This window comes from Streptomyces sp. VRA16 Mangrove soil (genome assembly GCF_017377775.1).
Taxonomy (GTDB): Bacteria; Actinomycetota; Actinomycetes; order Streptomycetales; family Streptomycetaceae; genus Streptomyces.
The window spans coordinates 228,717-255,041 of record NZ_JAFVLN010000006.1; the positions used below are offsets into that span (position 1 = coordinate 228,717).

Sequence of the window (26,325 nt, forward strand, 5' to 3'; positions counted from 1 at the left end):
CGGACGTACTCACTTGTAGACCCCCTGCTCGCCGAGCTGGTGCGCGATCCGGTTGGCGACGAAGACGAGGACGGCGCCCACCAGGCCCTTGAAGAGCCCGGCCGCGGTGGCGTAGCCGATGTCGCCGCCGACGATGCCCTGCCAGTAGACGAAGGTGTCGAGGACCTCGCCGACCTCCGGGCCCACCGACTGCCGCTGCAGCAGCATCTGTTCGAAGCCGACGGAGAGGATGTCGCCGAGCCGCATGATCAGCAGCAGCACGACGATGGGGCGGATCGACGGCAGCGTCACGTGCCAGAAGCGGCGCCACGGCCCGGCCCCGTCGATGGCGGCGGCCTCGTACTGCTGCTCGTCGACCTGCATCAGGGCGGCCAGGAAGATGATGGTGCCCCAGCCGGCGTCCTTCCAGATCACCTCGGCGACCACGAGCGGCCGGTAGGCGTCGGGATTGCCGATGATGTCGACGGTGTGCAGACCGCTGTCGCCGAGGAGGCTGTTGAGCAGGCCCGTGTCGGACAGGACCTGCTGGAACAGGGCGACCACGATCACCCACGACAGGAAGTGCGGCAGATAGACGACGGACTGCACGAAGCGCCGTGTGACGTCCGAGGTCAGGCTGTGCAGCAGCAGGGCGATCGCCAGCGGCACCGGGAAGTAGAACACCAGCTGGAGCACCGCGATGTAGAGCGTGTTCCACGTGGCGTGCCAGAAGTCGGGGTCGCCGAACATCCGGCTGAAGTTGCCGAAGCCGACCCAGGAGCTGCCCCACAGCCCGGCGAACGGGTCGTACTCCTTGAACGCCACCACGTTGCCGAAGAAGGCGCCGTAGTGGAAGACCAGGAAGTACGCGACCCCCGGGACCATGAGCAGCAGCAGGGTGCGGCTGCTCCGAAACCGTTTCCATTTCTCAGATCGCTTGCTTATACGGGCAGTTGACCCGTTTTGCGGCCCGCCCGGTGGCTCCGCCATCCCGGTCTCGGGCCTGTCCTTCGCCACCGTGGGCACGGGAACCCCTCCGTCGTTGGAACAAGGTGAGCGGGAATCTAAAACGGTTACAGGAAGCGGTCAACCCCCTTGAACCCAATGAATATTGACCCGGTGCAGGGCTGGTGCCCAGACTTCCGACACGGTTTAGTAACCGGTTACAGAGATACGCGGAGACAAGGGGTGGGACCGAGTGACGGTGACGGCATACCGACCGACCGCGGCGCTGGCCATGGGTGCCGAGGTGGTGGAGCGGGTCTTTCCGCACGGGCTGCGCGAGCGCCTCGGCCGGAGCGTGCGGCTCGCGCCCCGCCCGCTGACCGGACCGCTCGACGCCGCCGCGGCCGCCGGTCCGCTCGCGTCCGCGGAGGTCCTGGTCACCGGCTGGGACTGTCCGCCGCTCACCTCCGAAGTGCTGGACCGCGCACCGAAGCTGCGGGCGGTGATCCACGCGGCGGGCTCGGTCCGGCCGATCGTCACCGACGCCGTGTGGGAGCGCGGCCTGCTGGTCTCCTCGGCCGCCGACGCCAACGCGGGGCCCGTCGTGGCGTACACCCTCGCCGCGATCGCCTTCGCGGCGAAGGGCGCCCTGCCCGCCGCCGCCCGGTACGCCGACGCGTGGCCGCGGTTCACCGCCCGCGAGGGCGCCGACGGGCGCACCGTCGGGATCATCGGGGCGTCCCGGATCGGCCGCCGGGTGATCGAGGGGCTGCGCGCGGACCCGGCCGGGTACCGGGTGCTGCTCCACGATCCGTACGTCGACGGTGTCGCGGGCGCGGAGTCGACGGACCTCGCCGAACTGTGCCGCCGCAGCTCGATCGTGAGCGTGCACGCGCCCCAACTGCCCCAGACACGGGGCCTGTTGAGCGCGGAGCTGCTGAAGCTGATCCCCGACGGCGGCGTGCTGATCAATACCGCGCGGGGCTCCCTGGTGGACACCGAGGCCCTGGCCCTGGAGTGCGCGACGGGCCGCCTGTCGGCCTACCTGGACGTCACGGAACCCGAACCGCTGCCGGCCGGACACCCGCTCCTCACCCTGCCGAACGTCCTGGTCACCCCGCACATCGCCGGGGCGCAGGGCAGCGAGGTGGAGCGGCTCGGCCGGTACGCGGTCGAGGAGGTCGAGCGGTACGTGTCCGGCCGGGAACTGGTCGGCCGGACCGTGCGGGAGGACCTGCTGCGGGTGGCGTGATCGGCCCGGCCTGCTCACAAAGCCCTGAAAGGACCGAACCCTTGGAAGGAGCACCCATGAGCACTTCGATTCGCCCCCGCACCGTCAGATCCCTGTGGGCCCTGGCGGCCGGTGCCGCCCTGGCCCTCTGCGGCCCGACCGGTCTCGCGGGCCCGGCGGCCGCGCGGGCCTCCGGCACCGACTACTACGTCGACTGCTCGGCCGCGTCCGCGGGCACCGGCAGCTCGGCGGCCCCGTTCAACAGCCTCGCCGCCGTGAACGCCGTGGACTTCGGCCCCGGTGACCGCGCCTGGTTCAAGCGCGGCGCCACCTGCCAGGGGCAGTTCGCGCCGCACGGCTCGGGCTCGGCCGGGCAGCCGGTGCGGGTCGCCCCGTACGGCACGGGCAGCGCCCGCCCGGTCATCGCGGGCGGCGGCGCGGTCTACGCGGGCGTGTACCTGAAGAACGTCCAGCAGTGGGAGATCCGCGGCCTCGAAGTCACCAACCAGGGCGCCGCCGACGCCGAGCGGGGCGGCATCCTGGTCGAGCTGGCCGACTACGGCACCGGCACCCACTACGTCCTCGACGACGTCTACGTCCACGACGTCAACGGCGGCGACACCAAGAACAGCAACGGCATCCAGTTCCGGGTCTCCGGCACCACCACCCCGACGCACTTCGACGACGTGCTGGTCGAGAACAGCGAGATCTACAAGGTCGACCGCGAGGGCCTGACCACCGCGTCGTCGTGGAACTGCCGCGCCGTCTACGGCTGTTCATCGGGCCCGGCGTGGACGGCGAACACGAACGTCGTCTTCCGCGGCAACACCATTCACGACATCGGCGGCGACGGCATGGTCGTCCGCGTCACCCGTGACGCCCTGGTCGAGCACAACGAGGGCTACGACATCTGGATGCGCTCGGCGGGCAACAACGCCGGCTTCTGGACCATCAACAGCGACCGGACCGTCTTCCAGTACAACGAGGTCCACCACGTCCGGCGACCGGGACTGAACGACGGCATGGCCTTCGACGCCGACTTCGGCACCCGGGGCGCCGTCTTCCAGTACAACTACACGCACGACAACGAGGGCGGCTTCCTGCTGCTGTGCGGGGCGTGCGGCTCGGGCGCCGACACGGCGGGCACGGTGGCCCGTCACAACGTCTCCGTGAACGACGGCTCCCGCATCCTGTACGCGGTCGGCGACGCGGGCGCCCACCTCTACAACAACGTCTTCGCGCTGCCCGAGGGCGGCACCACGGCCGTCGTCGAGGACGGCGGCGGCACCTCCACCACGCTGTGGAGCAACAACATCATCCTGAACCGGGGCAGCGGCGGCTGGGGCGGCTCCGGCTACACGGCCACCGACCACACCTGGCGCGACAACGTCATCCACGGCAACCACCCGTCCTCCGAACCGGCCGACCCCGGCAAGATCACGGCCGACCCGCGGCTGACCGACGCCACCTCCGCCGACCCGCTCGACTACCGCCCGGCGGCCGGCTCACCCGCGCTGAAGGCGGGCCTCGCCACCCCCGACAACGGCGGCCACGACTACGCGGGCGCCGCGACCCCCGCGGCCTGCCGTCCCGACATCGGCGCCTTCCAGGTCTCGTCGTTCGACGACGCGTCCTGCGCCGGCACGAACCTCGTCTCCAACGGCGGCTTCGAGTCCGGTGCCGCGGCGCCCTGGACGGGCTCGACGACGTTCACGGTGGGCACCACGACTCCCCACGCGGGCAGCTACGCCGCCCAGCTCACGGGCTCGCCCACCTCGGCCGAGCAGATCGTCACCGTCGAGCCGGACACGACGTACGTGCTCTCCGGCTGGGGGCGCGTCGACGCGTACGACACCCAGCTCGCCCTGGGCGCCAAGAACTTCGGCGGCACGCAGACGCGGGCCCCGCTCTTCACCGGGACGGACTGGCGGGGCGGTTCCATCTCCTTCACCACGGGCGCGAGCTCGACGAAGGCGACCGTGTACTGCTACGCGCGGGCCGGGACGGGCCACTCCTGGTGCGACGACGTCCGCCTGGTGAAGCAGACGCCGTAGCCGCCCACGGCGCAGCCCCGCGCCCCTGACGGGGTGCGGGGCTGCGCCGATCGCGGCGGATCAGTGGCGACGGAACGACTGTACGTAGCCCGCCGCCGGCGAGCCGACCCCGGTGACGTCGTCGTAGCCGCGGACGGCCTTCAGCGAGGCGTCCTTGCCGAGGCTGCGCACGGAGGTGAGCAGCCCGTCGGCGGCGTCGTAACCGTTGGCGAAGTCGACGCGGGCGACCGCGAGGTCCTTGCCGGTCGGCTTGTCGGTCACGTCGTGGTACAGCGGCGAACCGTAGCGGGCGTAGATCGACGGGTTCGCGAACCCGATCGGAGCCCCGCCGCGCGTCTGCTGCGCCAGCGCCTGCACACCCGCGATCACCGGGGCCGCGAGCGAGGTGCCGCCGATGCGGTACTCGTCGTAGCCGAGCGAGCCGTCGGGCAGCGTCTGCGTCTGGCCCACCAGGAAGCCGGTGTTCGGGTCGGCCACGGCCGCGATGTCCGGGACGACACGGTTCACGCCGCCGTTGGCCGTCGCCAGCGAGTTCGGCACGACACCCTTCTGGTAGAAGGGCTGCGCGACGTTCTTGCTGGTGCCGCCGCCCGCGCCGGAGGTGTAGGCGCCGGGGAAGTCGGTCCAGCTCTTGCCGTCCGCCGACAGGGTCGCCTTCAGCGTGCCCCAGCCGGTCTCGAACTTGTACGTGTCGTTCTTGCCGACGGCCAGCGCGGTACCGCCGACCGCGGTCACCCACGCCGAGTTGGCGGGCGTGTCGACCTGCTTCGTACCGGTGTTGGCGACCTCGTCGCCGTTGTCGCCGGAGGAGAAGTAGAAGCCGATGCCCTCGACGGCGCCGAGCTGGAAGACCTGGTCGTAGGCGGCGGCCAGTTCGGGCGTCTGGTTGGCCTCGATGTCGCCCCACGAGTTGGAGACGATGTCGGCGAGGTGGTGGTCGACGACCTTGTTCAGCGAGTCGAGCAGGTCGTCGTCGTAGCAGGACGCGGCGCCCACGTACGTGATGTCCGCGCTCGGCGCGACCGCGTGCACGGCCTCGACGTCGAGCGTCTCCTCGCCGTACCAGCCGGAGGCGCCGCACTCGTCGGTCTTCGTGTAGTTCTTCGGCAGGACCTGCGTCAACTGGCCCTTCGCGTAGCCCGCGTCACCGTTCTTGGCCGCGTACGTCGCCGCGTCCTTCGCGATGGTCGGCGAGGCGTACGCGTCGGTGATCGCGACCCGCACCCCCTTGCCGGTCGCCTTGCCGGCGCCGTAGGCGCTGCGCAGCTGCTTGCCGGTGTAACCCTTGATCGCGTAGGGGACCTTCGTGCCGTACGCGTCCGGGAGCGTCGTCGCGACGTTGGAGCCGAAGTACGAGGAGAACGGCCCGGCGTTGCGGAACACCGCGTCCGGCGGCGGCAGCTGGTCCTGCTTCGTCGCCTTGTGCGGCGCGCTGTCCAGACCGGTCACGGTGAGCACGGCGCCGTCGAGCGAGGCCGGCACCGAGGCCGTGGCGGACGGGGCACGGTAGGTGTGCGAGCCCTTGGAATAGTTGTGCAGCTGCGTGCCGAAGGCCTTCTCGGCCGCGGCCACGTCACCGGAGACGGATATGTAGTGCTCCGAGGTGCCCGTGACGGTGAGGCCCGCGGCCTCCAGCCACTGCTTGACCTCGGATATCTGCTCCTGGGTCGCGCCGAAGCGGGCCTTCGCCGCGCTCGCGCTCAGGTACTTCCCGTACGACGCCGAGGACGGGTCGGACACGGCCTTCGCGTAGGCGGCGAGGCCCTTGGCGTCCCGGCCCGCCAGGTACACACGGGCGGTGACCTTGTTGCTGTTCGCGGTGGAGCCCTGGTCGGCGGCGTTCGTGGCCCACAGCGGCTTCGTGCCGGAGAGCGTGTCACGGCCGGCGTCGGCGTGGGCGGCCGGAGCGGCCAGGGTGAGCGCTCCGGCCAGCAGCGGCAGCGCCGCCGCAAAACGGATGGATCTCATTCGGTAACCCCCTGGGTGAGGTGCACGTGTAATGCACACGCAGAGGGATCCCACTCTTGTCACGAACCGTTCACGCGGGGGGAATGGAACGATCAAGAAGACGTCAAAAGGTGACGCCCAAGTCGCCCAAATCGACTGCCGGCGCTATGGCTTGGCGCCCCGCTCCTTCAACATGCCGGTCATCAGCTCGATTTCGGACTGCTGCGCGGCCACCATCCCGCGCGCCAGCCGCCGTTCCGCGCCGACCGTGCACCGCTCGACGCACCCCTTGGCCATGTGCACCCCGCCCTTGTGGTGGGCGATCATCAGCCGCAGGTACAGGACCTCGGCCCTGCGCCCGCTCAGCTTGGTCAACTGCGCGAGCTGGGTGTCGGTCGCCATCCCCGGCATCAGCGCGCCGTCCTCACCGGCCGGCATGTCGCCCATGCCCATCCAGGCCATCGGCGGCTTCGCGGACGTCTTCGGCAGATCCCACAGTTCGAGCCAGCCGAGCAGCATGCCGCGCTGGTTGGCCTGGGTCTGCGCGATGTCGTACGCCAGCCGGCGCACGTCCGGGTCCTTCGTCCGGTCCCGCACGAAGTACGACATCTCGACCGCCTGCTGATGGTGCACGGCCATGTCACGGGCGAACCCGGCGTCCGCCGACTCGGCCGAGGGCACCGACGGACCGGCACGGCCGCCGTCCCCGTCGGCGACGGCGTAGGTGACGGCCCCGGCCGCGACGAACGCCGCGGCCACGGCCGACACCAGCCACCCGGTACGGCGTCGCACCAGGCTCACTGCATCGTCCCGCTGGTGCACGAGGCACCCAGCTCAGGAGTCTGTTTGCCCTGCACGAACGAGGCGAAGAACTGCGTGACCGCCGGGTCGCTCGCGCTCTTCACCGTGCGCTGGTGACCCCAGGCGCTCAGCATGATCGGGTCCTTCTGGTCCGCGACCGGACTCATCAGCGTGTACGGCGTCGCCTTCACCTTCTTGGCCAGCGCCCGCACGTCGGCGTCCGCGGCCTTGTCGTTGTACGTCACCCAGACCGCGCCGTGCTCCAGCGAGTGCACGGCGTTCTCGTTCGGGACGGCCTTCGTGTATACGGTCCCGTCGCAGTCCGCCCACACCGGATTGTGGTCGCCGCCCACCGGCGGGTCCATCGGATAGGCGACCTTCTTGCCGACGTGGTTACGGGTGAGCTTGCCGCTCCAGGTGCCCACGCCGTCCTTGTCGTACGTGAAGTGGCCGGACCCCGAGGCCGCGGACTTGGAGTCCGCCGTGTCGGACGACGCGTCGTCCCCGCCCTTGGTCACCGCCCACGCGCCGACCCCTATCAACGCGGCCACCACGACCGTGCTGACAGCGATGACGGCGATCCGGCCACGGCGCTCACGGGAGCGCTCGGCACGGCGCATGTCCTCTATGCGCTGCTTGCGGTCCCTGGCGGGCGCGGCGGAGGTGTTCTTGGCGGAACCCATGGCAAGTCCTTCTGAGAAAAGGATGAGACGGGCGGGCCCGCTGATCGTAGTGGGGATCGAGGGGTTGCGGGAGGACGCGTTTCAGGCCCGCTGTCGAGGTCATACCGAACGGCAGGCACTATGGCCCTGGGGGGTCCAGCAGGCACTATGAGTCCCACACCGGCCGATCAAGGGCGATCATGGTCGGCAACGCGCTCGAAACGGGCGTGTGGTGGGATGTGACCAGGCCCTTTTACGGTTTCTTTTCGAGGTCCCCCGAAAGGCGTCCCCGGGCGTGGGAGCAGGTGGCCTGACCAGCAAGGATGGGTGGAAGCGGAAGATGGACAAGCAGCAGGAATTCGTGCTCCGGACCCTGGAGGAGCGCGACATCCGGTTCGTACGCCTGTGGTTCACGGACGTTCTGGGCTTCCTGAAGTCGGTGGCCGTGGCTCCGGCCGAGCTGGAGCAGGCCTTCGACGAGGGCATCGGTTTCGACGGCTCCGCGATCGAGGGCTTCGCGCGTGTCTACGAGTCCGACATGATCGCCAAGCCGGACCCGGGCACCTTCCAGGTGCTGCCCTGGCGCGCCGAGGCCCCCGGCACCGCCCGCATGTTCTGCGACATCCTGATGCCCGACGGCTCGCCGTCCTTCGCGGACCCGCGCTACGTCCTCAAGCGGGCCCTGGCCAAGACCTCCGACCTCGGCTTCACCTTCTACACCCACCCCGAGATCGAGTTCTTCCTCCTCAAGGACAAGCCGCTCGACGGCTCGCGCCCGACCCCCGCCGACAACTCGGGCTACTTCGACCACACCCCGCAGAACGTCGGCATGGACTTCCGCCGCCAGGCGATCACCATGCTCGAATCGATGGGCATCTCGGTCGAGTTCAGCCACCACGAGGGCGCCCCGGGCCAGCAGGAGATCGACCTGCGCTACGCCGACGCGCTCTCCACGGCGGACAACATCATGACGTTCCGCCTGGTCATGAAGCAGGTCGCACTGGAGCAGGGCGTCCAGGCCACGTTCATGCCGAAGCCGTTCTCCGAGCACCCCGGCTCGGGCATGCACACGCACCTCTCGCTCTTCGAGGGCGACCGGAACGCGTTCTACGAGTCGGGCGCCGAGTACCAGCTCTCCAAGGTCGGCCGCTCCTTCATCGCGGGCCTGCTGAAGCACGCCGCCGAGATCGCCGCGGTCACCAACCAGTGGGTCAACTCCTACAAGCGCATCTGGGGCGGCTCGGAGCGCACCGCGGGCGCCGGCGGCGAGGCCCCGTCCTACATCTGCTGGGGCCACAACAACCGCTCGGCGCTCATCCGCGTGCCCATGTACAAGCCCGGCAAGACGGGCTCGGCGCGCGTCGAGGTCCGCTCCCTGGACTCCGGCTGCAACCCGTACCTGGCCTACGCGGTCCTGCTGGCCGCCGGCCTCAAGGGCATCGAGGAGGGCTACGAGCTCCCTCCGGGCGCCGACGACGACGTCTGGGCCCTCTCCGACGCCGAGCGCCGCGCGATGGGCATCGAGCCCCTCCCGCAGAACCTCGGCGAGGCCATCGCCCTGATGGAGCGCTCGGAACTGGTCGCGGAGACGCTGGGCGAGCACGTCTACGACTTCTTCCTGCGCAACAAGAAGCAGGAGTGGGAGGAGTACCGCTCCGAGGTCACGGCGTTCGAGCTGAGGAAGAACCTGCCGGTCCTCTAGCGGTCTCGTCCCCCACGCCACCCAGGGCGGGCCGCCCCGCCTTGGGTAATCTGCCGCGTGCCCCCGCCGCCTTGGGCAATCTGCCGCCTGGGGCGGCAGGGTGGGCAAGGCGGCCCCCGGCGCGGGGTGAGCGCTTCATTCGGCGTCCAGCTCGGTCCCGGGCGCGGTGTTGCCGGGTGCAGCTCCGGTGGGGGCTGGTCGCGCAGTTCCCCGCGCCCCTACGGGGGCGCGATCGCGTGGCGGGGTGGGGGGGGCGACGCAGCCCCGCAGGGAATGGTCAGGAATCGAGAAGCGGCGGCACTCGCGCGCGGCTAGCTTGAGGGGCATGGAGCTCACCATTCATACGGCGGCCCTGCCGCACGACGACCCGGACGCCTCCCTCGCCTTCTACCGCGACGCCCTCGGCTTCGAGGTCCGCAGCGACGTCGGCCAGGGCAAGATGCGCTGGATCACCGTCGGCCCCCCGAACCAGCCCGAGACCTGCATCCTGCTGGCCCCGCCCGCCGCCGACCCCGGCGTCACCGACGACGAACGCCGGGTCATCACCGAGATGATGGCCAAGGGCACGTACGGCTGGATCATGCTCGCCACCCGCGACCTCGACGGCGTCTTCGACAAGGTGCAGGCCACCGACGCCGAGGTCGTCCAGGAGCCGACCCAGCAGCCCTACGGCGTGCGGGACTGCGCCTTCCGCGACCCCGCGGGGAACATGGTCCGCATCCAAGAGATCACCGGCTGAGGGCCGCGCCGTGTGCCGCCCCGGATGGGCCCTCGCCCTGGTCGCCGCCCAGCGGCTGAAGGAGTTCGCACGGCTGCGCCGCGTCCGCGACCGCATCGACCGCGAGTACGCGCTCCCGCTGGACGTCCTCGCCCTCGCCGCCGCAGCCGGCATGACGCCCGGTGAACTCAGCGCCGGCTTCCGGCGCGCGTACGGCAGATCCCCGTACGCGTACGTCCAGGCACGTCGTGCCGAACGCGCCCGCTTCCACACCGCCCTTGCCGCCTGAGGAGACCGCCATGGCCGCCACCACGAAGAAGACGACCGAGAACTTCACCGCCGAGGAGCGCGCCGCGATGAAGGAGCGCGCCAAGGAGGTCCGGGCGAGCGCGAAGCGCGGCAAGGCGAAGGCCGACCCGGAGCCCGAGGTCCTCGCGAAGATCGCCGAGATGGACGACGCGGATCGGGTCCTGGCCGAGCGGATACACGCCCTGGTCAAGGACGTGGCCCCGCAGTTGACGCCGCGCCTGTGGTACGGGATGCCCGCCTACGCCAAGGACGGCAAGGTGCTCTGCTTCTTCCAGGACGCACGGAAGTTCAAGGCCCGCTATGCCACGCTCGGCTTCAACGACGTGGCCCGCCTCGACGACGGCACGATGTGGCCGACCGCGTTCGCCCTCACCGAGCTGACCGCCGAGGACGAGACGCGGATCGGGGAGCTCATCAAGCGGGCGGCGGGCTGATCGCGTCCCGGAGGGGGACGGTCGCGCGCCTGCGGTACTCCTGCACCGCCCAGCCGTTCCCGTCCGGGTCGCTGAAGTACATGAACGTGCCGCCGTCGTCCGAGCCGAACCGCACCGGCTCCGACACGTCGACACCGCGCCCGGTCAGCTCCTCGCGCGCGGCCTCGATGTCGCTGACGACGAGCTGAAGCCCGTGGTACGTGCCGGGAGCCGGGGCCCCCGTCGGGAACGGGAAACCGGCGGTGAGCACGATCGAGCATCCTGAACCCGGCGGGGTGAGCTGCACGATGCGGGCGCCCGGCATCACCTCCCGGTCCACGTCGCAGTGGAAGCCCACCTTCTCGACGTAGAACTTCTTCGCCCGGTCGATGTCGGACACGGGCAGGGGGATCACTTCGAGTGTCATCTCCATCGGTCAAAGGTAGGCGGGGGAGACGCCCGCCGTCAGGAGCCTGTGCGGCGCGCCCGAGCCGTCGGCCGGCACGGTGTAGAGGTCGGCGCCGTAGTCGCCGGGCAGGGCGTACGTCACGTGCCCGTCGTCGCTCCACACGGCCTGGTCGTCGACGCTGCGGGTCTCGGCGAGCGGCGTCTCGTGGAACGTGGCCAGGTCGAGCACGTACAGGCGCCACGGCGCGTCCGCGGGCAGTCCCGGCACGCGCTTCTTGTACGCGATCCGGGTGCCGTCGGGGGACAGGGACGGGCACTCGACGTTCGCGTGGAGGGTGGTGACGGTGCGGGCCCGCAGATCGCCGCGGACCAGGTACGTCTTTCCGCCGGTGGCGAGCGTCGCGTAGAAGTGGCGGTCGTCGGCGGCGAAGGTGACGCCCCAGAAGTTCACGTCCGCCGCCCGGTACGGGTGCCCGTCCTTGATGACCCGGTACGCCTCAAGTGAGGCTGTCAGCCTGCCCGTCGAGGTGTCGAGGATCGCGGCGCGGGTCGAGAAGTCGGTGCCCGCGTAGCTGTCGCCGCCGACGAACGCCGTCCACGCCGCGTACCGCCCGCTCGGCGAGACCCGGGCCCGCGACGGGATGCCGGGCACCGGATAGTGGGCCTTCTCGTGCAAGGAGGCGTCGAGGACGGTGGCGCGGTAGGTGTCGGTGAGCGCGCCGTGAACCGCCTGAAGACAGATGCCGGTGCCCGAACTGGCGTAGAAGCGAAGGCACTTGAGGCCGGTGGCCGTCGCCGTGCGCGGCCCCGACGGGGCGGCGACGGGGGTGGTCGCCAGTTCGTCGCGGTGCGGGCCCCACGCCATGTTGCGGAACACCATCCGGTGCCCGCCGGACCCGAGCCGCACCGTGCCCTCGGTGACGGCGGGGCCGCCGGGGCGGGCCTGGCCGCGGCGATCGGCGCGGGCCGACGCGTGCAGGACGGCGGCCGTCGCCACCGCCGCCAGGGCGAGCACCGCCGCGATGAGGACCGTGAGCTTGTTGCGCGTCGTCATGCCGTCGCTTCCGTCTGCTGGGTCTGCCGCGCCGGTGTGCGGACGGGCCGGAGGAGGAGCGCCGCCGTCGCTGCGGCGACGAGCAGGGCCGCCGCGACGGAGAGCGCCGTGCGGTCGCCCCAGGCCGTCCAGGCCGCGCCGAACCCGAGGGAGCAGCCGAAGCGGGCGGCGGCCTGCCCGGTCTGCACCACCGCGAGGCCGGACGAGCGGCGCTCCTCCGGGACGGTGGCTGAGGCCGCCGCCATCAGGACGCCGTCCGTCGCCGCGTAGAACGTGCCGTGCAACAGCAGGACGACACAGGGCAGGGCCGGGGTGCGGGCGTGGGTCAGCAGCAGCCCGTACGCGGCGAGCAGCGCGACATGTCCGCCGAGGAAGACCGGCCAGGCGCCCACCCGGTCCGAGAGCCGGCCCAGCGGGGCGGCGAGCAGCAGGAACGCGGCGGCCGTGCCCAGCGGGAGCAGCGCGAACCACTGCTCGGGCACGCCCAGTTGACGCTGGAGGACCAGGTAGACGAACGCGTCGCTGACCGTCGCCAGGCCCAGCAGGGTCGCGCACGCGGTGATGCGGATCAGGGCCCGGGAGGGCGGCGTCGTACGGCGCCGGGCGGGTGTCGGCCGTGGTGGCTCGCGCCGTGCCGCGCCCCCGTTCCGGGGCACGAACAGCACCAGGACCAGGACCCCCAGCGCCGCCACGCAGAAGCTCACCGTGAACACGGCGTCGTAGCCGTCCACCGTCGCCCGCAGGATCACGAAGGCCACCAAGGGGCCGAGCAGCGCGCCCGCCGTGTCCATCGCCCGGTGCACACCGAACGCCCGCCCCCGCGCCTCCGGGGTGCTGGACAGCGAGATCAGCGCGTCGCGCGGGGCGGTGCGCAGGCCCTTGCCGGTGCGGTCGGCCGCGAGCACGGCGCCGATCAGCGGCAGCGAACCCGCGACGAGCAACAGCGGCTTGCACAGCGCCGACAGCCCGTAACCGAGGACCGCGACCGTCTTGTGGCGGCCGCCGCCGCTGTCGGCGAACCGTCCGCCGATCAGCCGCACCAGCGCCGAGAAGCCGTTGTAGACACCGTCCAGGAGCCCGAAGCCCATTGGGCTCAGGCCGAGCCCCGCCACCAGGTACAGGGGCAGGACCGCGGTCACCATCTCCGACGAGACATCGGTGATCAGGCTGACCGCGCCGAGCGCGAACACGGTGGAGCCCACGGCGCGCCGCCGCCCGGCACTCGGCCGGACGGCGGGCTCCGCGGACGTCGGCGCCGGGGATGTCGCGCGACTGTCCGCTACGTACATGTCAGGAGGTCCAGATCCCGGTGATGTCCTTGGCCGTCGCCGCGTTGCCCGCGTGCGAGGTCAGCCCGTGCATGTCCTCCAGGGTGCGCAGCAGGTCGTAGTGGTTGTACGTGGTCGAGGAGGTGGCCCCCGCCGTGACCTGCTGGCCGTAGAGGACCGTGGGGATCCTGTTGCCGCTGAGCCGGTTGTCCTCGTCGAAGGTGACGACGAGCAGGCTGTTGTGGGTCTTCGCCCAGGTCGCGTACGCGCCCAGGTTGTTCTTCAGCCAGGTGTCGCCGGTGGCGACGGAGCAGTCGTGCATGTCGCTGCACAGGTCGGGGACGACGTAGGAGACCTGGGGGAGCGTGGAGTAGTCCGTGGGGAACTGGGCGAAGGTCTTCGCCGACGACGTCGGTACGTTGCTGAAGCCGAACCACGGATTGTGCTTGCGGGCGTAGTCGCCGGAGGAGCAGGTGGTCGAACCCTGGCTCGGCAGGCCCTCGTTGTAGCTGCCCCACGTCTTCCCGGCGGCGATCAGCTCCGCGGCCAGGTTGGCCGCGGAGGAGAAGCCGGGCGTGTAGCAGCTGTCGTCCGTGATGCCCTGCGTGGCGCCGGAGAACATCGCGAAGTAGTTGGGCTGGCTCGGGTGCGTCTCCGCGTACGCGGCGGTCAGGTTGGCGCCTCCCTTCGCGAGGCTGTTGAGGTACGGCGCGCTGGAGGAGCCGATCACCTGGCTGTACGCGTGGTTCTCGAAGACCACGACGACGGTGTGGTCAGGGGTGGGCACGGTCGCCGCCGCATGGGCGGACGAGCCGCCGCCGAGCGCGAGCCAGCCGCCGGCGGCGGCCGCCGTCAGGGCGAGGACCGAGGTGAGCGCCTTGCCGCGGGCGCGACGCAGGAGGGAACTGCCGGGCACGTGAGACCTCCGGGGTGGGGGAGGAGCAGGGATTCCTGGCGGTGCGGCCAGAGCATGCACACGCCAAGAGGCCCCGGTGTCACGTGTTCCGCCTCGATCGGGTGAAGCGCCGGTGAATCCTCGGGGTCAGCGGTCGCCGAGCGGAGCCGGCGCCTCCTGGACCGTCCAGCCGTTGCCGTCCGGGTCCTTGAAGAACATGAACGAGTTCCACTCCCCGCCCGGCCCCTCCTCCCAGCCGCCCGCACCCGCGTGCCGCACCGGGCTCACGTCCACCCCGCGGGCGACCAGCTGCGCGTGCGCGGCCGCGATGTCCGTGACACAGACCTGCAGACCGGTGAGCGAGCCGGGCTCCATCGGCCGCTGGCCGGGCGCGCCCGGCATCCCCTGGAGCAGCGCGATCGAGCAGCGCGACCCCGGCGGCGTGAGCTGGACGACGCGGATGCCCGGCGCGACCTCGCGGTCCAGGTCGACCTTGAAACCCACCTTGTCGGCGTAGAACTCCTTGGCGCGGTCCACGTCGGCGACGGGCACGGTGACGACTTCCAGGGTCCATTCCATGGGCGGTCCTTTCGAAGACGTACGGGAATCCTGCCGCCGGGAACGCCGTCGCGCACCCCGTCACGACGCATCGGTCCCGCGACGGGCGCAGTAGGCTCAGCACCAGCGTGTGATCGAACAGGAGGCCGGGCGATGTCGGTGCCGCAGGGGAGAAGGAGCAGTACGTTCACGCGGCTGCTGCGGCACGGATTCACCGATCCGTCCGGCGCGGAGCGGCTGCTCGACGCCGACGCGCTGACCGCCGTACGGTCCGACCCGCTGCTCCTGGACGCGCTCGGCGCCACCGCCGACCCCGATCTGGCGCTGCTCGGCCTGGTCCGGCTCGTCGAGGCGCAGCCCGGCCCCACCGCGCGCCAGGAACTCCTCGACACCCTCATCACCGCGAAGCCGCTGCGCGACCGCCTGCTCGGCGTGCTCGGCGCCTCCGAGGCGCTCGCCGACCACCTCGCCCGGCACAGCGGCGACTGGCAGGCCCTGGTCACGTACGAGCCGAGCGACCTGCACCCGGGCGTGGTGGAGTTCGAGCAGGGCCTCGCCGCCGCCACCGACCCCGTGTCGCTGCGCGTCGCCTACCGCCGCTGCCTGCTGTCGATAGCGGCCCGCGACGTGTGCGGCACCACCGACATCGCCGAGACCGCCGCCGAACTCGCCGACCTCGCCACCGCCACGCTGCGTGCCGCGCTCGCCATGGCCCGCACGGCGGCGCCCGCCGACGCCGCGCTGTGCCGGCTCGCCGTCATCGCGATGGGCAAGTGCGGCGGCCACGAACTGAACTACGTCTCCGACGTCGACGTCATCTTCGTCGGCGAGGCCGTGGAGGGCGCTGCCGGGGCCGACGAGGGCAAGGCGATCCAGGCCGCCACCCGGCTGGCCTCGCACATGATGCGGATCTGCTCGGAGACCACCGTCGAGGGCACGATCTGGCCGGTCGACGCGAACCTGCGCCCCGAGGGCCGCAACGGCCCGCTCGTGCGCACCCTCTCCTCCCACCTCGCCTACTACCAGCGCTGGGCCAAGACCTGGGAGTTCCAGGCGCTCCTCAAGGCCCGCCCGGTGGCGGGCGATCCCGAGCTGGGCGCGGCGTACGTGGAGGCCGTCTCGCCGCTGGTGTGGCAGGCCGCCGAGCGCGAGAACTTCGTGCCCGACGTGCAGAAGATGCGCCGCCGCGTCGTCGAGAACATCCCGGCGGGAGAGGTCGAGCGGGAGCTGAAGCTCGGCCCGGGCGGGCTGCGCGACGTCGAATTCGCCGTCCAGCTGCTCCAGTTGGTGCACGGCCGCTCCGACGCGTCGCTGCGCAGCGGCACGACCCTGGACGCGCTGGCCGCGCTCGCCGACGGCGGCTACGTGGGCCGGGTCGACGCCGTCCAGCTCGACGACGCCTACCGCTTCCTGCGGACGCTCGAACACCGCATCCAGCTCTACAGATTGCGCCGCACCCACCTCGTCCCCGAGAGCGAGGCGGACCTGCGCCGCATCGGCCGCTCGATGGGCATGCGCACCGAGCCCCTCACGGACCTCAGCCGCGCCTGGAAGCGCCACACGTCGGTCGTCCGCCGCCTGCACGAGAAGCTCTTCTACCGTCCGCTGCTCGACGCCGTCGCCCAGCTGGCCCCGGGCGAGACCCGCTTGAGCACGGAGGCGGCCCGCGAGCGGCTTGTCGCGCTCGGCTACGCGGACCCCAGCGCGGCCCTGCGCCACCTGGAGGCGCTGGCCTCCGGCGTCAGCCGCAAGGCCGCCATTCAGCGCACGCTGCTGCCGGTGCTGCTCGGCTGGTTCGCCGACTCGGCCGACCCGGACGCGGGCCTGCTCAACTTCCGCAAGGTCTCCGACGCGCTCGGCAAGACCCCCTGGTACCTGCGGCTGCTGCGCGACGAGGGCGCCGCGGCCGAGAACCTGGCCCGGGTGCTCTCCGCCGGGCGCCTCGCCCCCGACCTCCTCATGCGCGCCCCCGAAGCGGTCGCGCTGCTCGGCGACGACCAGGGCCTTCGGCCCCGCGAGCACGCCCAGCTGGAGCAGGAGGTCATGGCGGCGGTCGGCCGGGCCGACGGCGGGGAGCAGGCCGTCGTCGCGGCCCGCGGGGTGCGCCGTCGCGAACTGTTCCGTACGGCGGCGGCCGACATCATCGCCTCCTACGGCACCGAGGACACCCCCGCGGTCGCCGATCAGGGCGCGCTGGTGGACCAAGTGGGCGGCGCCGTCTCGGACCTGACGGCCGCCACGCTCGCCGGAACGCTGCGCGCCGTCGTCCGCGACGGCTGGGGCGACACCCTCCCCACCCGCTTCGCCGTCATCGCCATGGGCCGCTTCGGCGGACACGAACTCGGGTACGGCTCCGACGCCGACGTGCTGTTCGTGCACGAGCCGCGCGAGGGCGTCAGCGACCACGAGGCGACGCAGGCGGCCAACAAGGTCGTCGCAGAGATGCGCCGCCTGCTGGCCATCCCGAGCGCCGACCCGCCCCTGCTCATCGACGCGGACCTGCGCCCCGAGGGCAAGTCGGGACCGCTCGTCCGCACGCTCAAGTCCTACGAGGCGTACTACCGCCGCTGGTCCCTGGTCTGGGAGTCGCAGGCCCTGCTGCGGGCCCAACCGGTCGCCGGGGACGCGGAGCTGGGGCGCGCCTTCATCGACCTCGTCGACCCGCTCCGCTACCCGGCCGAGGGCCTCGGCGACGACGCGATCCGCGAGATCCGCCGTCTGAAGGCCCGGATGGAGTCGGAGCGGATGCCGCGCGGCGCGGACCCCACCCTCCACACCAAGCTGGGCCGCGGCGGCCTGTCCGACGTCGAGTGGACGGTGCAGCTCCTCCAGCTCCGGCACGGCTGGGCGGAACCGGGCCTGCGCACGACCCGCACCCGTGAGGCCCTGGCCGCGGCCTGCGCCGCCGGTCTGCTGCCGGCCGAGGACGCGGCCACCCTCGACGAGGCGTGGGTCCTTGCGACGCGGGTGCGCAATGCGGTGATGCTGGTGCGGGGGCGGGCCGGTGACACGTTCCCCTCCGACGGGCGTGAACTCGGCGCGGTGGGGCGCTACCTGGGGTACGACCCCGGTCACGTCGGTGACATGCTCGACGACTACCGCCGCACCACGCGCCGCGCCCGAGCGGTGGCGGAAGAACACTTCTACGGCGCCGCGACCTGACCGAGCCCCCGCGCCGCCTTGGGACTCGACGAGCTCGTCGCGCCCCAGCGGCGCCGCGGCCGCTCGCCCCCACGCCATCGCTGACGCCGCCGTGCGCCACGCTCGCCCTCGGCTCGGACGGGCCGATCACCCCTTACGGCGTACGGCGCGTCCCGGCCATGGCCCGGTGCCCGCGGGCGCGGCCGGACCGCGGTAGGGACGGGGCGGGCTCGAAGCACTCGAAGGAGTGACCTCGCACGCGGCGGCCGCGGCCGGGGACGCGGCCCGCACCGTCCGGATCGCGGCCTGCCCGCGCGGCACGCGGCCGCGCACGGAGAATTCACACGCAATATGCGCAGAAATTGCCCTACGCCTTCATCGGCAACATCGGCGTCTGCTGCCCCACGATCCGCGGCAGCGCGTACGGCAGCGCCCCGTACCAGAGCCGCGCCACCAGGAAACCGAACGCCAGGCAGAGCATCCCGCCCACCGCGTCCAGCCAGAAGTGGTTCGCCGTCGAGACGATGACCATCAGGGTCACCGCCGGGTACAGCAGGCCGAGCACCCGCACCCACGGCACCGACGCGAGCGCGAAGATCGTCAGCCCGCACCACAGCGACCAGCCGATGTGCATCGACGGCATCGCCGCGTACTGGTTCGACATGTTCTTCAGGTTGCCCGAGGCCATCGAACCCCAGGTCTGGTGCACCGCGACGGTGTCGATGAAGTGACCCCCGGAAGAGGTGTTCATGAGGCGCGGTGGTGCCAGCGGGAAGAAGTAGTAGCCGACCAGCGCGACCGCCGTCGTCGCGAAGAGCACCAGCCGGGTCGCCGCGTAGCGCCCGGGATGGCGGCGGAACAGCCACACGAGCACCCCGAGCGTGATCACGAAGTGCAGTGTCGCGTAGTAGTAGTTCATGCCGACGATGAGCCAAGTCACCGAGTTCACCGCGTGGTTGACGCTCTGTTCCACGGCGATGCCGAGGTGGTGCTCCAGGGACCAGATCCAGTCCGCGTTGCGCAGCGCCTGCGCCTTCTGTTCCGGGACCGCGTTGCGGATCAGGGAGTACGTCCAGTAACTCACCGCGATCAGCAGGATCTCGAACCAGAGCCGGGGACGCCGCGGCGTACGAAGGCGGCTCAGCATCCCGCCCGCGCCGCCCTGACCGCGGTGTTCGTCCGCGGCGGGCGTGGTGGCGGGTCCCTGTCGGCCGTCGAGTGTCGTCACGGTCGTTTCACCCATAGTCACCGAGTCTGCCAGATTTTGGGCCTCTGCCAGATCATCCCTCGGTCGGGTCGAACCCGCACCTGCTACTCCCTACGGACGAGAACGGACCCCAGGGGACGAAGCGGTTGAACCCCGGACCACCAGCTCCGGCATGAACACGAATTCACTGTGCGGCGCGGGCGTCCCGGCCATCTCCTCCAGGAGCGTGTTGACGGCCGCCTGACCCATGGCGTGCACGGGCTTACGGATCGTGGTCAGCGGCGGATCCGTGAAGGCGATCAGCGGGGAGTCGTCGAAACCGACCACCGAGACGTCGGCCGGCACCTTCAGGCCCCGGCCGCGCGCCGCCCGCACGGCGCCGAGCGCCATCATGTCGCTCGCGCAGACCACCGCCGTGCACTCCCGGTCCAGCAGCGCCGAGGCCGCCGCCTGACCGCCTTCCAACGTGTACAGGGAGTGCTGGACCAGGTCCCGCTCCACGTCCGCCGAGGGGAGCGCCAGGAGCTCCGCCATCGCCGCCACGAACCCCTCGATCTTGCGCTGCACCGGCACGAACCGGTGCGGGCCGAGCGCCAGGCCGATCCGGGTGTGCCCGAGCGAGACCAGATGGGTCACGGCGAGGCGCGCCGCGGCCCGGTCGTCGGGCGAGATGAACGGCGCCGCTATCGCCGGGGAGAAGCCGTCGACCAGCACGAACGGGACGTCCTGTGTGTGCAGCCGCTCGTAGCGCCGGGTGTCCGCCGTGGTGTCGGCGTGCAGCCCGGAGACGTAGATGATGCCGCTGACCCCGCGGTCCACCAGCATCTCGGTCAGCTCGTCCTCGGTGGAGCCGCCCGGCGTCTGGGTCGCCAGGACCGGTGTGTAGCCCTGCCGGGTCAGCGCCTGCACGACGACCTGCGCGAGCGCGGGGAATATCGGGTTCTCCAGCTCCGGGGTGATCAGGCCGACCAGGCCCGCGCTGCGCTGCCGCAGCCGCACCGGACGCTCGTACCCGAGCACGTCGAGGGCGGCGAGGACGGACTGGCGGGTGGCAGCGGCGACCCCGGGCTTGCCGTTGAGCACGCGGCTGACGGTCGCTTCGCTGACACCCGCTTGCGCTGCTATGTCGGCCAGGCGTGCGGTCACGGGAGTGGACTGTACCGGTCACCTGCCGTATTGCCCACCAGTGGGCGGAAACAGGGCAACTGCCCAGGTCTTGGGCGGAGTTCGGGAGGTGCCGATTGTGCCCCGCCCGGGGCGCGGGGCTGTATCGATCTGCGGCTGCGGTCGGGCCCCGTAGGGGCGCGGGGAACTGCGCGACCAGCCCCCACCGGAGCCGCACCCGGGGAGAACGCGACCGGGACCGAGCTGGACGCCGGATGGAAGCGCTCACCCCGCGCCGGGGCGCCGCCTTGCCCACCCTGCCGCCCATGGCGGCAGATTGCCCAAGGCGGGATGGGACGGTGGCAGATGGCCCAAGGCGGGATGGGACGGCGGCAGATGGCCCAAGGCGGGGTGGGACGGCAGCGGTGGATTGCCCAAGGCGGCGCGGCAAGCGGCGGAGTGCACAAGCTCGGACCGGTGAACGTGCGCGGACGCAGGGCGCACGCCCACCGGCGGCGGTAACTTGGTGGAGCGGACCGAGGGGGTTCGCAACCGATCCGCCCCGAGGGGCTGTTGTACGTGAATGCCATCGCCCCTGACACCCGGCCCGGTGGGAACAGCACGGTCCTGGTGGTCGACGACACCGCCGCGAACCGGTTCGCGATGAGCGCGGTCCTCAGCCGCGCCGGCCATGTCGTCGTGCCCGTCGCTTCGGCCGGCGAGGCCCTCGTGGAGCTCGACGTCCGCATGCGGGCGGGACGCCTGCCCGACGTGGCCCTCGTCGACGTCGGCCTGCCGGATCTCAACGGGTTCGAACTGTGCCGCAGGGTCAAGGCGTTACCGTCCCTCGCCAGGATGCCCGTCGTCCACTTCTCCGCCCGCCCCTCAGGACCCGACGACCGCTGCCGGGCGCTCGACGCGGGCGGCGAGGCGTATCTGGCGGTGCCCGCCGAGCCCGAGGAGATCCGCGCCGTGGTGCGCGCGGCGCTGCGCGGGGCCCGCGAACTCACGGAGGCGCAGGCCCAGTTCAGGCGGCTGGCGCTGCTCTCCGAAGCCGTCGTCGAGGTGCAGGGCGCGCGCCGCCTCGACGAGCTGGCCGGTGTCGCGGCCCACGCCGCCGCCCGGCTCGCCGGACGCGCCGCGACCGCGTTCGTCCTCGGCGACGACGGGCAGGTGCACTGCGGCCTGTCCCGGCGCGCCCCGCAGCCGGCCGCGCCCGACCGGCTCGACGAGGAGCGGGTCGCCGAACTGGTGCGGCGGACCAAGTGCGCCCGCGGCGGTGTCCGCTCCACCGTCGTGCCCGCGTCGCTGTGGCCCGCCGCCTATTTCGGGCCCTGCGACGTCCGGCTCGTGATCGCGCGCAGCCCCGACGGACTGCTGATCTGCCTGGCGACGCCCGCCCACCACGACGCGGCGGGCCGGATCGTCTCGCTCATCGCGCAACTGGGCCGGGCCACCGCACTGGCCGCCGAACCCCTCCTCATGTACGAGCAGGAGCGCCACGTGGCCCTGACCCTGCAACGCAGCTTCCTGCCCGCCCAGCTGCCCCGCGTCCCGGGCGTCGACGTGGCCTTCCGCTACGAACCGGCCTCCCAGCAGGCCGAGATCGGCGGTGACTTCTACATCGCCCAGCCCACCCCGATCGGGCTGCTCGCCGGCATCGGCGACGTCGTCGGGCACTCCCTCGACGCGGCCACCGTGATGGTCGAGATCCGGCACGCGCTGCGCGCCTACAGCGTGGAGGACCCCTGCCCCCGGCGGCTCGTGACCCGGCTCGACCGGATGCTGCAGTACTACCACCCCGAGGTCACGGCGACGCTGTGCCTGACCCTCCTCGACCTGGACACCCGCCGCGTACACGTGGCGAACGCGGGACACATCCCGCCGCTGGTGGTGCCCGCGCACGGCGAGCCGTACTACGCCGACGCGGCGGGCCCGCTGCTCGGCCTCGGCCTGCCGCACCCCGGCCCCAGCGTCCTGACCCTCGCCCCCGGCGACCGTCTCCTCATGGTCACCGACGGACTGATCGAGACCCGCGGTACCGACCTGGCCGTCTCCCTGGAGCAGTTGCGCGGCACGGCCGCCGTCGCACCGGCCGAGCCCGGCGCCCTGTGCGACACGCTCCTGTCCTCTTTCGGCCGGGACCGCGCCGACGACATCGCCCTGATCGCCCTGCGGCTCAGCCCCGAGCGCCCAGCCGCTTCTCCAGCAACGTGACGGCGTAACTGCTGCCCGCACCACCGGATTTGAAGGGCTGCTCGCCCACGACCGCGTATCCGTGACCCTCGTAGTACGCGCGCAGCCGCGGGTTGCTCGACACACAGTCCAGGCGGCAGTGCGAGCGGCCCGCGTCCACGATCCGTCGCTCGGCGTGCGCGAGGAGCGCGCCCCCGGTGCCCGCGGGGGCGCCGCGCCGCACCATCAGCCGGTGCACGTAACCGGCGACCGGCGGCTGCACGCCCCACGCCGGCTCGTCGTCCCACCACAGCTCGTACGCGCCGGCGACCGAGTCGTCCCCGAGCGCCAGCCAGACCTCGCCCTCCTTGATCCGCAGCCGGAAGTGGTCGGCGTCCTTCTGTCCGGGCTTCCACTGGTCGATGCCCTGCTCGATCATCCAGCGGGCGGCGCCGTCGTACAGCGCGACGAGCACGTCGACGTCGCCGGTGTCCGCTCTGCGGAACGAGAGTTGTGCGGTCATGCCGATCACCGTAAAGGTGAGCGCTGACACGCCAGCAGGCACACCCCCCCTTCTCTCCCGGAGCTCTCATGCCGAACATCACCGTCGACCACTCCGCCGGCCTCGACGGCCGCATCGACCGGGCCGGGCTCGCGGGCGCCGTGCACCAGGCCTGCGTCGACGTCGTGGCCGCGCGCACGGCGGCCTGCAAGACCCTGTTCCGCCGCGCCGAGGAGGTCGTCTTCGGCGACGGCGCCGACAGCGCGGACGTCCTGCACATCGAGATCGCCCTGCTCGCGGGCCGCACCGAAGAGGCGAGGACCGCCCTCGCCGAGACCGTGCTGCGGCTGCTGCCCGAGCACGTCAAGGGGCTGGAGAGCGTGTACCGGTCGGTCGAGGTGCGGGACCTGGAGAGCACCTACACGAAGGCGACCGGGGCGAGCGAGGGCTGAGAGCCTGTGTCCGGTCAGACGGGAGCCAGCGCCGACAGCCGGGTGATCAGGTCCGCGAACGGGCCGTCGGCCGGCTCGTCCGCGAGGAGATGACGCAGCAGCCGCGCCATCTCCTCGTCGTAGGCGGCGCTGACCGCGGCCAGCGCCGCGAAGTCGTGGACGAGCTGGAGCTCCAGCTCCGCGCGCGGGATCCGGCGGCCGTCCAGCCAGATCAGCGCCGTGGACTCGGCGAGCGAGATCCAGGAACGGACGACCAGTTCGAGGCGCGGAGACGGGGCGACGATCCCCAGGTGCGCCAGGATCTGGACGTACGCGGCCTGCCGCACGGAGTCGATCAGCGCGTTCGTCGCCGAGGAGCCAACAGCCGGGCCGCCGCGCATCAGCGCCGAGAAACCGGGCCCGTGCTCGTCCACGAAGTCGAAGAAGCGGCCCATCACACGCAGCAGCCGGGCGCCGAGCGGGCCGTCCTGCGGCTCCTGGAACCGCTCGGCCAGATCCTCCGCGGCCCGCTTCAACGCGGCCTCGTACAGGCTGAGTTTGCCCGGGAAGTAGTGGTAGACCAGCGGCCGCGAGATGCCCGCGGCGGCCGCTATCTCGTCGATGGAGACCTCGTCGGGGGAGCGGTGGCTGAACAGTTCGAGGGCGACCCCGATCAACTGTCGCCGCCGCTCCTCGACTCCCATTCTGCGCCGCACCCCGGTAGTCATACCGAACACTCTACCGAGCGGATCAAGCCGCCCCTCCAGGCGGCCGTCACAGGTCGAGCACAAGCCGTTCACTTCGCGCGCGCGAGACACAGATCAGCATCGAGTCGTCCCGCTCGGCGTCGGTCAGCAGCTCGTCGCGGTGGTCGATCTCGCCCTCCAGGACGCGCTGTTGGCAGGTCCCGCAGAAGCCCTGCTCGCAGGAGTACGACAGTCCCGGCACCTCGGGGCGGAGGGCCGCAAGCACGGTGGTGTCGGCGGGGACGCCGACGACCTTGCCGCTGCGCCGCAGTTCGACCTCGAACGGGCCGTTGCCGTCGCCCGCGTCGCGGGGCGCGAACCGCTCCAGGTGCAGGGTCCGCCCCTCGGGCAGCGCCGTCTCCACCGCCGCCATCAGACCCTCGGGCCCGCAGCAGTACACGGCCGTGCCCGGCGCGGTGTCCGCGAGCGCGGCGGCCAGGTCGGGCAGCCCCGCCTCGTCCTCGGGCACGACGGCCACCCGCCCGCCCGTCTCCCACCAAGCGCTTCGCGCCCCTCCTCCTTCGCCCAGCTTCCGCACGTCCTCCAGGAACGGCATGGAGGCCCGCGTCCGGCCCCCGTACAGCAGCCGCCACTCGGCGCCGCGCGCCTCCACCTCCCGCAGCATCGGCAGGATCGGGGTGATCCCGATGCCGCCCGCGACGAAGAGGTACGCGGGCGCGTCCGCCGCCAGCGGGAAGCGGTTGCGCGGCCCGCGCACCTCCACCTCCGCGCCCTCCCGCAACTGCTCGTGCACCTCGCGCGATCCACCGCGCCCGCCCTCGGCCTCCGGGATCAGCCGGGTGGCGACGGTGTACGAGGACGTGTCCTCAGGGTCGCCGCACAGCGAGTACTGCCGTACGACACCGGAGGGCAGGACCAGGTCGAGGTGGGCGCCGGGCTGCCACGCGGGCAACTCGTGTCCCTCCAGCCGGAGTTGGACGACGCCGTCGGCTATCCGCTCGTGCTGCGTGATGAGCAGGCGGAGCGTGCGGGCCCGCGGCCGTCCCGATATCGGCTCCTCGAGCGCGGGCAGCGGCCACAGCGGCGAGTCCTGCACGCGACGGCGCAGCGCGCGGCGCACGACGAGCGCGGCGCCCGCGACGAGGACGGCCCTGGTGAGCGTACGAGCCTTCATCGGGCGCCTCCGGTGCGGGCTTGTGCGGCGGTCGCGGCGGGGGAGCGGTCGAGATACGCGACGGCCTGCGCCGTGTCGCCCTCCTGCTCGGGGTGGTAACTCCGGCTCAGATAGCGCGGGATGGAGCGCACCATCGCCCCGGTCGACGGCAGCACGCCCTGCTTGCCGCCCCGGTAGAAGTCCTTGAAGCTCGCCTTGCCGTCGAGGATCGTCGGGTCGTTCTCCATGAAGAACCGCGCCCCGCGCTGCCACAGGAAGACCAGCGCCGTGAACGCCGTGGCCCACGTGCGCACCCGCCGCCGGTAGCTGCCGTCCAGGTGCTCGAACAGCTCGAAGGCCACCGAGCGGTGCTCGACCTCCTCCGCGCCGTGCCAGCGCAGCAGGTCCAGCATGGTCGGATCGGCGCCGCGCCGGTCCAGCTCGTCGGCGTTCAGCACCCAGTTGCCGAGGAACGCCGTGTAGTGCTCGATCGCCGCGATCAGCGCCACCCGCTCCATCAGCCACCACTGGCGCGGCCTGCCCGGCGGCAGCGTCCGGTCGCCGAGCAGTTTCTCGAAGAACCAGTCCACCTGGGCCGTGTACGGCGTCGGGTCGAGGCCCTGCTCGCGCAGGTGCGGCAGCACCTCGTCGTGTGCCTGGGAGTGCATGGCCTCCTGGCCGATGAACCCGATGACGTCCTCGCGCAGCCGCTCGTCCCGTATGTACGGAAGCACCTGCTTGTAGACGTGCACGAACCAGCGCTCACCGGCCGGCAGCAGCAGATGCAGCACATTGATGGTGTGCGTGGTGAACGGGTCGTCCGGGAGCCAGTGCAGGGGTGTCTTGTCCCAGGTGAAGGACACCTGGCGGGCCTTCAGCGTGACGCGGCTATTAGACATGGCGTCAATGTACTGACGGGTAGGCGGAGGGGTACAGACCCTTGCGGCGACTTTCTTTACGC

At 71.8% G+C, this 26,325-nt stretch carries 24 protein-coding genes; 9 read left to right on the forward strand and 15 right to left on the reverse strand.

Annotated features, from left to right (window positions below; all coding sequences use genetic code 11):
• Positions 1-9: 9 nt before the first annotated feature.
• Positions 10-864 (reverse strand): sugar ABC transporter permease, encoded by an 855-nt coding sequence (locus J3486_RS18610; RefSeq protein ID WP_207821475.1) that lies wholly within the window; start codon positions 862-864, stop codon positions 10-12.
• 352 nt (positions 865-1,216) lie between these two features.
• On the opposite strand from J3486_RS18610, the gene J3486_RS18615 reads away from it, so the two are divergent.
• The gene (locus J3486_RS18615) at positions 1,217-2,176 is read left to right on the forward strand and encodes a hydroxyacid dehydrogenase (RefSeq protein ID WP_207821980.1); all 960 of its coding nucleotides are present in this window, start codon (positions 1,217-1,219) and stop codon (positions 2,174-2,176) included.
• Between the two features lie 56 nt (positions 2,177-2,232).
• A complete protein-coding gene (locus J3486_RS18620; RefSeq protein WP_207821476.1) occupies positions 2,233-4,209 on the forward strand; it encodes a right-handed parallel beta-helix repeat-containing protein in 1,977 nt (658 codons plus the stop codon).
• A gap of 60 nt (positions 4,210-4,269) precedes the next feature.
• Here the strand turns inward: J3486_RS18620 and J3486_RS18625 are convergent, their stop codons facing one another.
• The 3 genes from J3486_RS18625 to J3486_RS18635 form a co-directional block, all read right to left on the reverse strand.
• Positions 4,270-6,177: a protease pro-enzyme activation domain-containing protein gene (locus J3486_RS18625; protein WP_207821477.1), complete on the reverse strand. Its 1,908-nt coding sequence runs from the start codon at positions 6,175-6,177 to the stop codon at positions 4,270-4,272.
• A gap of 144 nt (positions 6,178-6,321) precedes the next feature.
• Positions 6,322-6,948: a DUF305 domain-containing protein gene (locus J3486_RS18630; protein WP_374194743.1), complete on the reverse strand. Its 627-nt coding sequence runs from the start codon at positions 6,946-6,948 to the stop codon at positions 6,322-6,324.
• Positions 6,949-6,953: 5 nt separating this feature from the next.
• Positions 6,954-7,640, reverse strand: a complete 687-nt coding sequence (locus tag J3486_RS18635; RefSeq protein ID WP_207821478.1) for a DUF3105 domain-containing protein — start codon at positions 7,638-7,640, stop codon at positions 6,954-6,956.
• 319 nt (positions 7,641-7,959) lie between these two features.
• On the opposite strand from J3486_RS18635, the gene J3486_RS18640 reads away from it, so the two are divergent.
• The 4 genes from J3486_RS18640 (at position 7,960) to J3486_RS18655 (ending at position 10,782) form a co-directional block, all read left to right on the forward strand.
• A complete protein-coding gene (locus J3486_RS18640) occupies positions 7,960-9,321 on the forward strand; it encodes a glutamine synthetase family protein (protein ID WP_207821479.1) in 1,362 nt (453 codons plus the stop codon).
• Between the two features lie 325 nt (positions 9,322-9,646).
• Entirely contained in the window at positions 9,647-10,060 is a 414-nt protein-coding gene (locus J3486_RS18645) for a VOC family protein (RefSeq protein ID WP_207821480.1), read from the forward strand.
• Between the two features lie 10 nt (positions 10,061-10,070).
• A complete protein-coding gene (locus tag J3486_RS18650; protein WP_307804860.1) occupies positions 10,071-10,328 on the forward strand; it encodes a hypothetical protein in 258 nt (85 codons plus the stop codon).
• Between the two features lie 10 nt (positions 10,329-10,338).
• On the forward strand, positions 10,339-10,782 hold the full coding sequence (locus J3486_RS18655) for an iron chaperone (RefSeq protein ID WP_207821481.1): 444 nt from the start codon (positions 10,339-10,341) through the stop codon (positions 10,780-10,782).
• Here the strand turns inward: J3486_RS18655 and J3486_RS18660 are convergent.
• From J3486_RS18660 to J3486_RS18680, 5 genes are all read right to left on the reverse strand, one after another.
• Complete coding sequence (locus J3486_RS18660) at positions 10,763-11,194, reverse strand: VOC family protein (protein ID WP_207821482.1); 432 nt, start codon at positions 11,192-11,194, stop codon at positions 10,763-10,765. The two genes, J3486_RS18655 and J3486_RS18660, sit on opposite strands and share 20 nt — an antisense overlap.
• A 3-nt stretch (positions 11,195-11,197) precedes the next feature.
• Positions 11,198-12,223 carry a PD40 domain-containing protein gene (locus J3486_RS18665; protein WP_207821483.1) on the reverse strand — a complete coding sequence of 342 codons (1,026 nt, stop codon included), beginning with the start codon at positions 12,221-12,223 and terminating at the stop codon, positions 11,198-11,200.
• Positions 12,220-13,512, reverse strand: coding sequence for an MFS transporter (locus tag J3486_RS18670; protein WP_207821484.1), 1,293 nt, complete (start codon positions 13,510-13,512; stop codon positions 12,220-12,222). The genes J3486_RS18665 and J3486_RS18670 overlap by 4 nt, the downstream gene beginning before the upstream one ends.
• Position 13,513: 1 nt before the next feature.
• Positions 13,514-14,407, reverse strand: a complete 894-nt coding sequence (locus tag J3486_RS18675) for an alkaline phosphatase family protein (RefSeq protein WP_207821485.1) — start codon at positions 14,405-14,407, stop codon at positions 13,514-13,516.
• A 126-nt stretch (positions 14,408-14,533) separates the two neighbouring features.
• Positions 14,534-14,965, reverse strand: coding sequence for a VOC family protein (locus J3486_RS18680; protein WP_207821486.1), 432 nt, complete (start codon positions 14,963-14,965; stop codon positions 14,534-14,536).
• A gap of 132 nt (positions 14,966-15,097) precedes the next feature.
• Between J3486_RS18680 and J3486_RS18685 the strand changes: the two genes are divergently transcribed.
• A complete protein-coding gene (locus J3486_RS18685; RefSeq protein ID WP_207821487.1) occupies positions 15,098-18,106 on the forward strand; it encodes a bifunctional [glutamine synthetase] adenylyltransferase/[glutamine synthetase]-adenylyl-L-tyrosine phosphorylase in 3,009 nt (1,002 codons plus the stop codon).
• Between the two features lie 346 nt (positions 18,107-18,452).
• On the opposite strand, the gene J3486_RS18690 is transcribed toward J3486_RS18685, so the two are convergent.
• Positions 18,453-19,328: a phosphatase PAP2 family protein gene (locus tag J3486_RS18690; protein ID WP_207821488.1), complete on the reverse strand. Its 876-nt coding sequence runs from the start codon at positions 19,326-19,328 to the stop codon at positions 18,453-18,455.
• 75 nt (positions 19,329-19,403) lie between these two features.
• Complete coding sequence (locus J3486_RS18695; protein ID WP_207821489.1) at positions 19,404-20,438, reverse strand: LacI family DNA-binding transcriptional regulator; 1,035 nt, start codon at positions 20,436-20,438, stop codon at positions 19,404-19,406.
• A 537-nt stretch (positions 20,439-20,975) separates the two neighbouring features.
• On the opposite strand from J3486_RS18695, the gene J3486_RS18700 reads away from it, so the two are divergent.
• A complete protein-coding gene (locus tag J3486_RS18700) occupies positions 20,976-22,613 on the forward strand; it encodes a fused response regulator/phosphatase (protein WP_207821490.1) in 1,638 nt (545 codons plus the stop codon).
• On the opposite strand, the gene J3486_RS18705 is transcribed toward J3486_RS18700, so the two are convergent.
• Entirely contained in the window at positions 22,576-23,094 is a 519-nt protein-coding gene (locus J3486_RS18705; protein WP_207821491.1) for a GNAT family N-acetyltransferase, read from the reverse strand. The two genes, J3486_RS18700 and J3486_RS18705, sit on opposite strands and share 38 nt — an antisense overlap.
• 68 nt (positions 23,095-23,162) lie before the next feature.
• On the opposite strand from J3486_RS18705, the gene J3486_RS18710 reads away from it, so the two are divergent.
• Positions 23,163-23,525, forward strand: a complete 363-nt coding sequence (locus J3486_RS18710) for a 5-carboxymethyl-2-hydroxymuconate Delta-isomerase (protein ID WP_207821492.1) — start codon at positions 23,163-23,165, stop codon at positions 23,523-23,525.
• Positions 23,526-23,539: 14 nt separating this feature from the next.
• Here the strand turns inward: J3486_RS18710 and J3486_RS18715 are convergent, their stop codons facing one another.
• The 3 genes from J3486_RS18715 to J3486_RS18725 are packed head-to-tail and all read right to left on the reverse strand — an operon-like array spanning position 23,540 to position 26,263.
• On the reverse strand, positions 23,540-24,232 hold the full coding sequence (locus J3486_RS18715; RefSeq protein WP_207821493.1) for a TetR/AcrR family transcriptional regulator: 693 nt from the start codon (positions 24,230-24,232) through the stop codon (positions 23,540-23,542).
• Between the two features lie 46 nt (positions 24,233-24,278).
• The gene (locus J3486_RS18720; protein WP_207821494.1) at positions 24,279-25,385 is read right to left on the reverse strand and encodes a PDR/VanB family oxidoreductase; all 1,107 of its coding nucleotides are present in this window, start codon (positions 25,383-25,385) and stop codon (positions 24,279-24,281) included.
• Positions 25,382-26,263, reverse strand: a complete 882-nt coding sequence (locus tag J3486_RS18725) for a metal-dependent hydrolase (protein ID WP_207821495.1) — start codon at positions 26,261-26,263, stop codon at positions 25,382-25,384. The genes J3486_RS18720 and J3486_RS18725 overlap by 4 nt, the downstream gene beginning before the upstream one ends.
• Between the last annotated feature and the right edge of the window lie 62 nt (positions 26,264-26,325).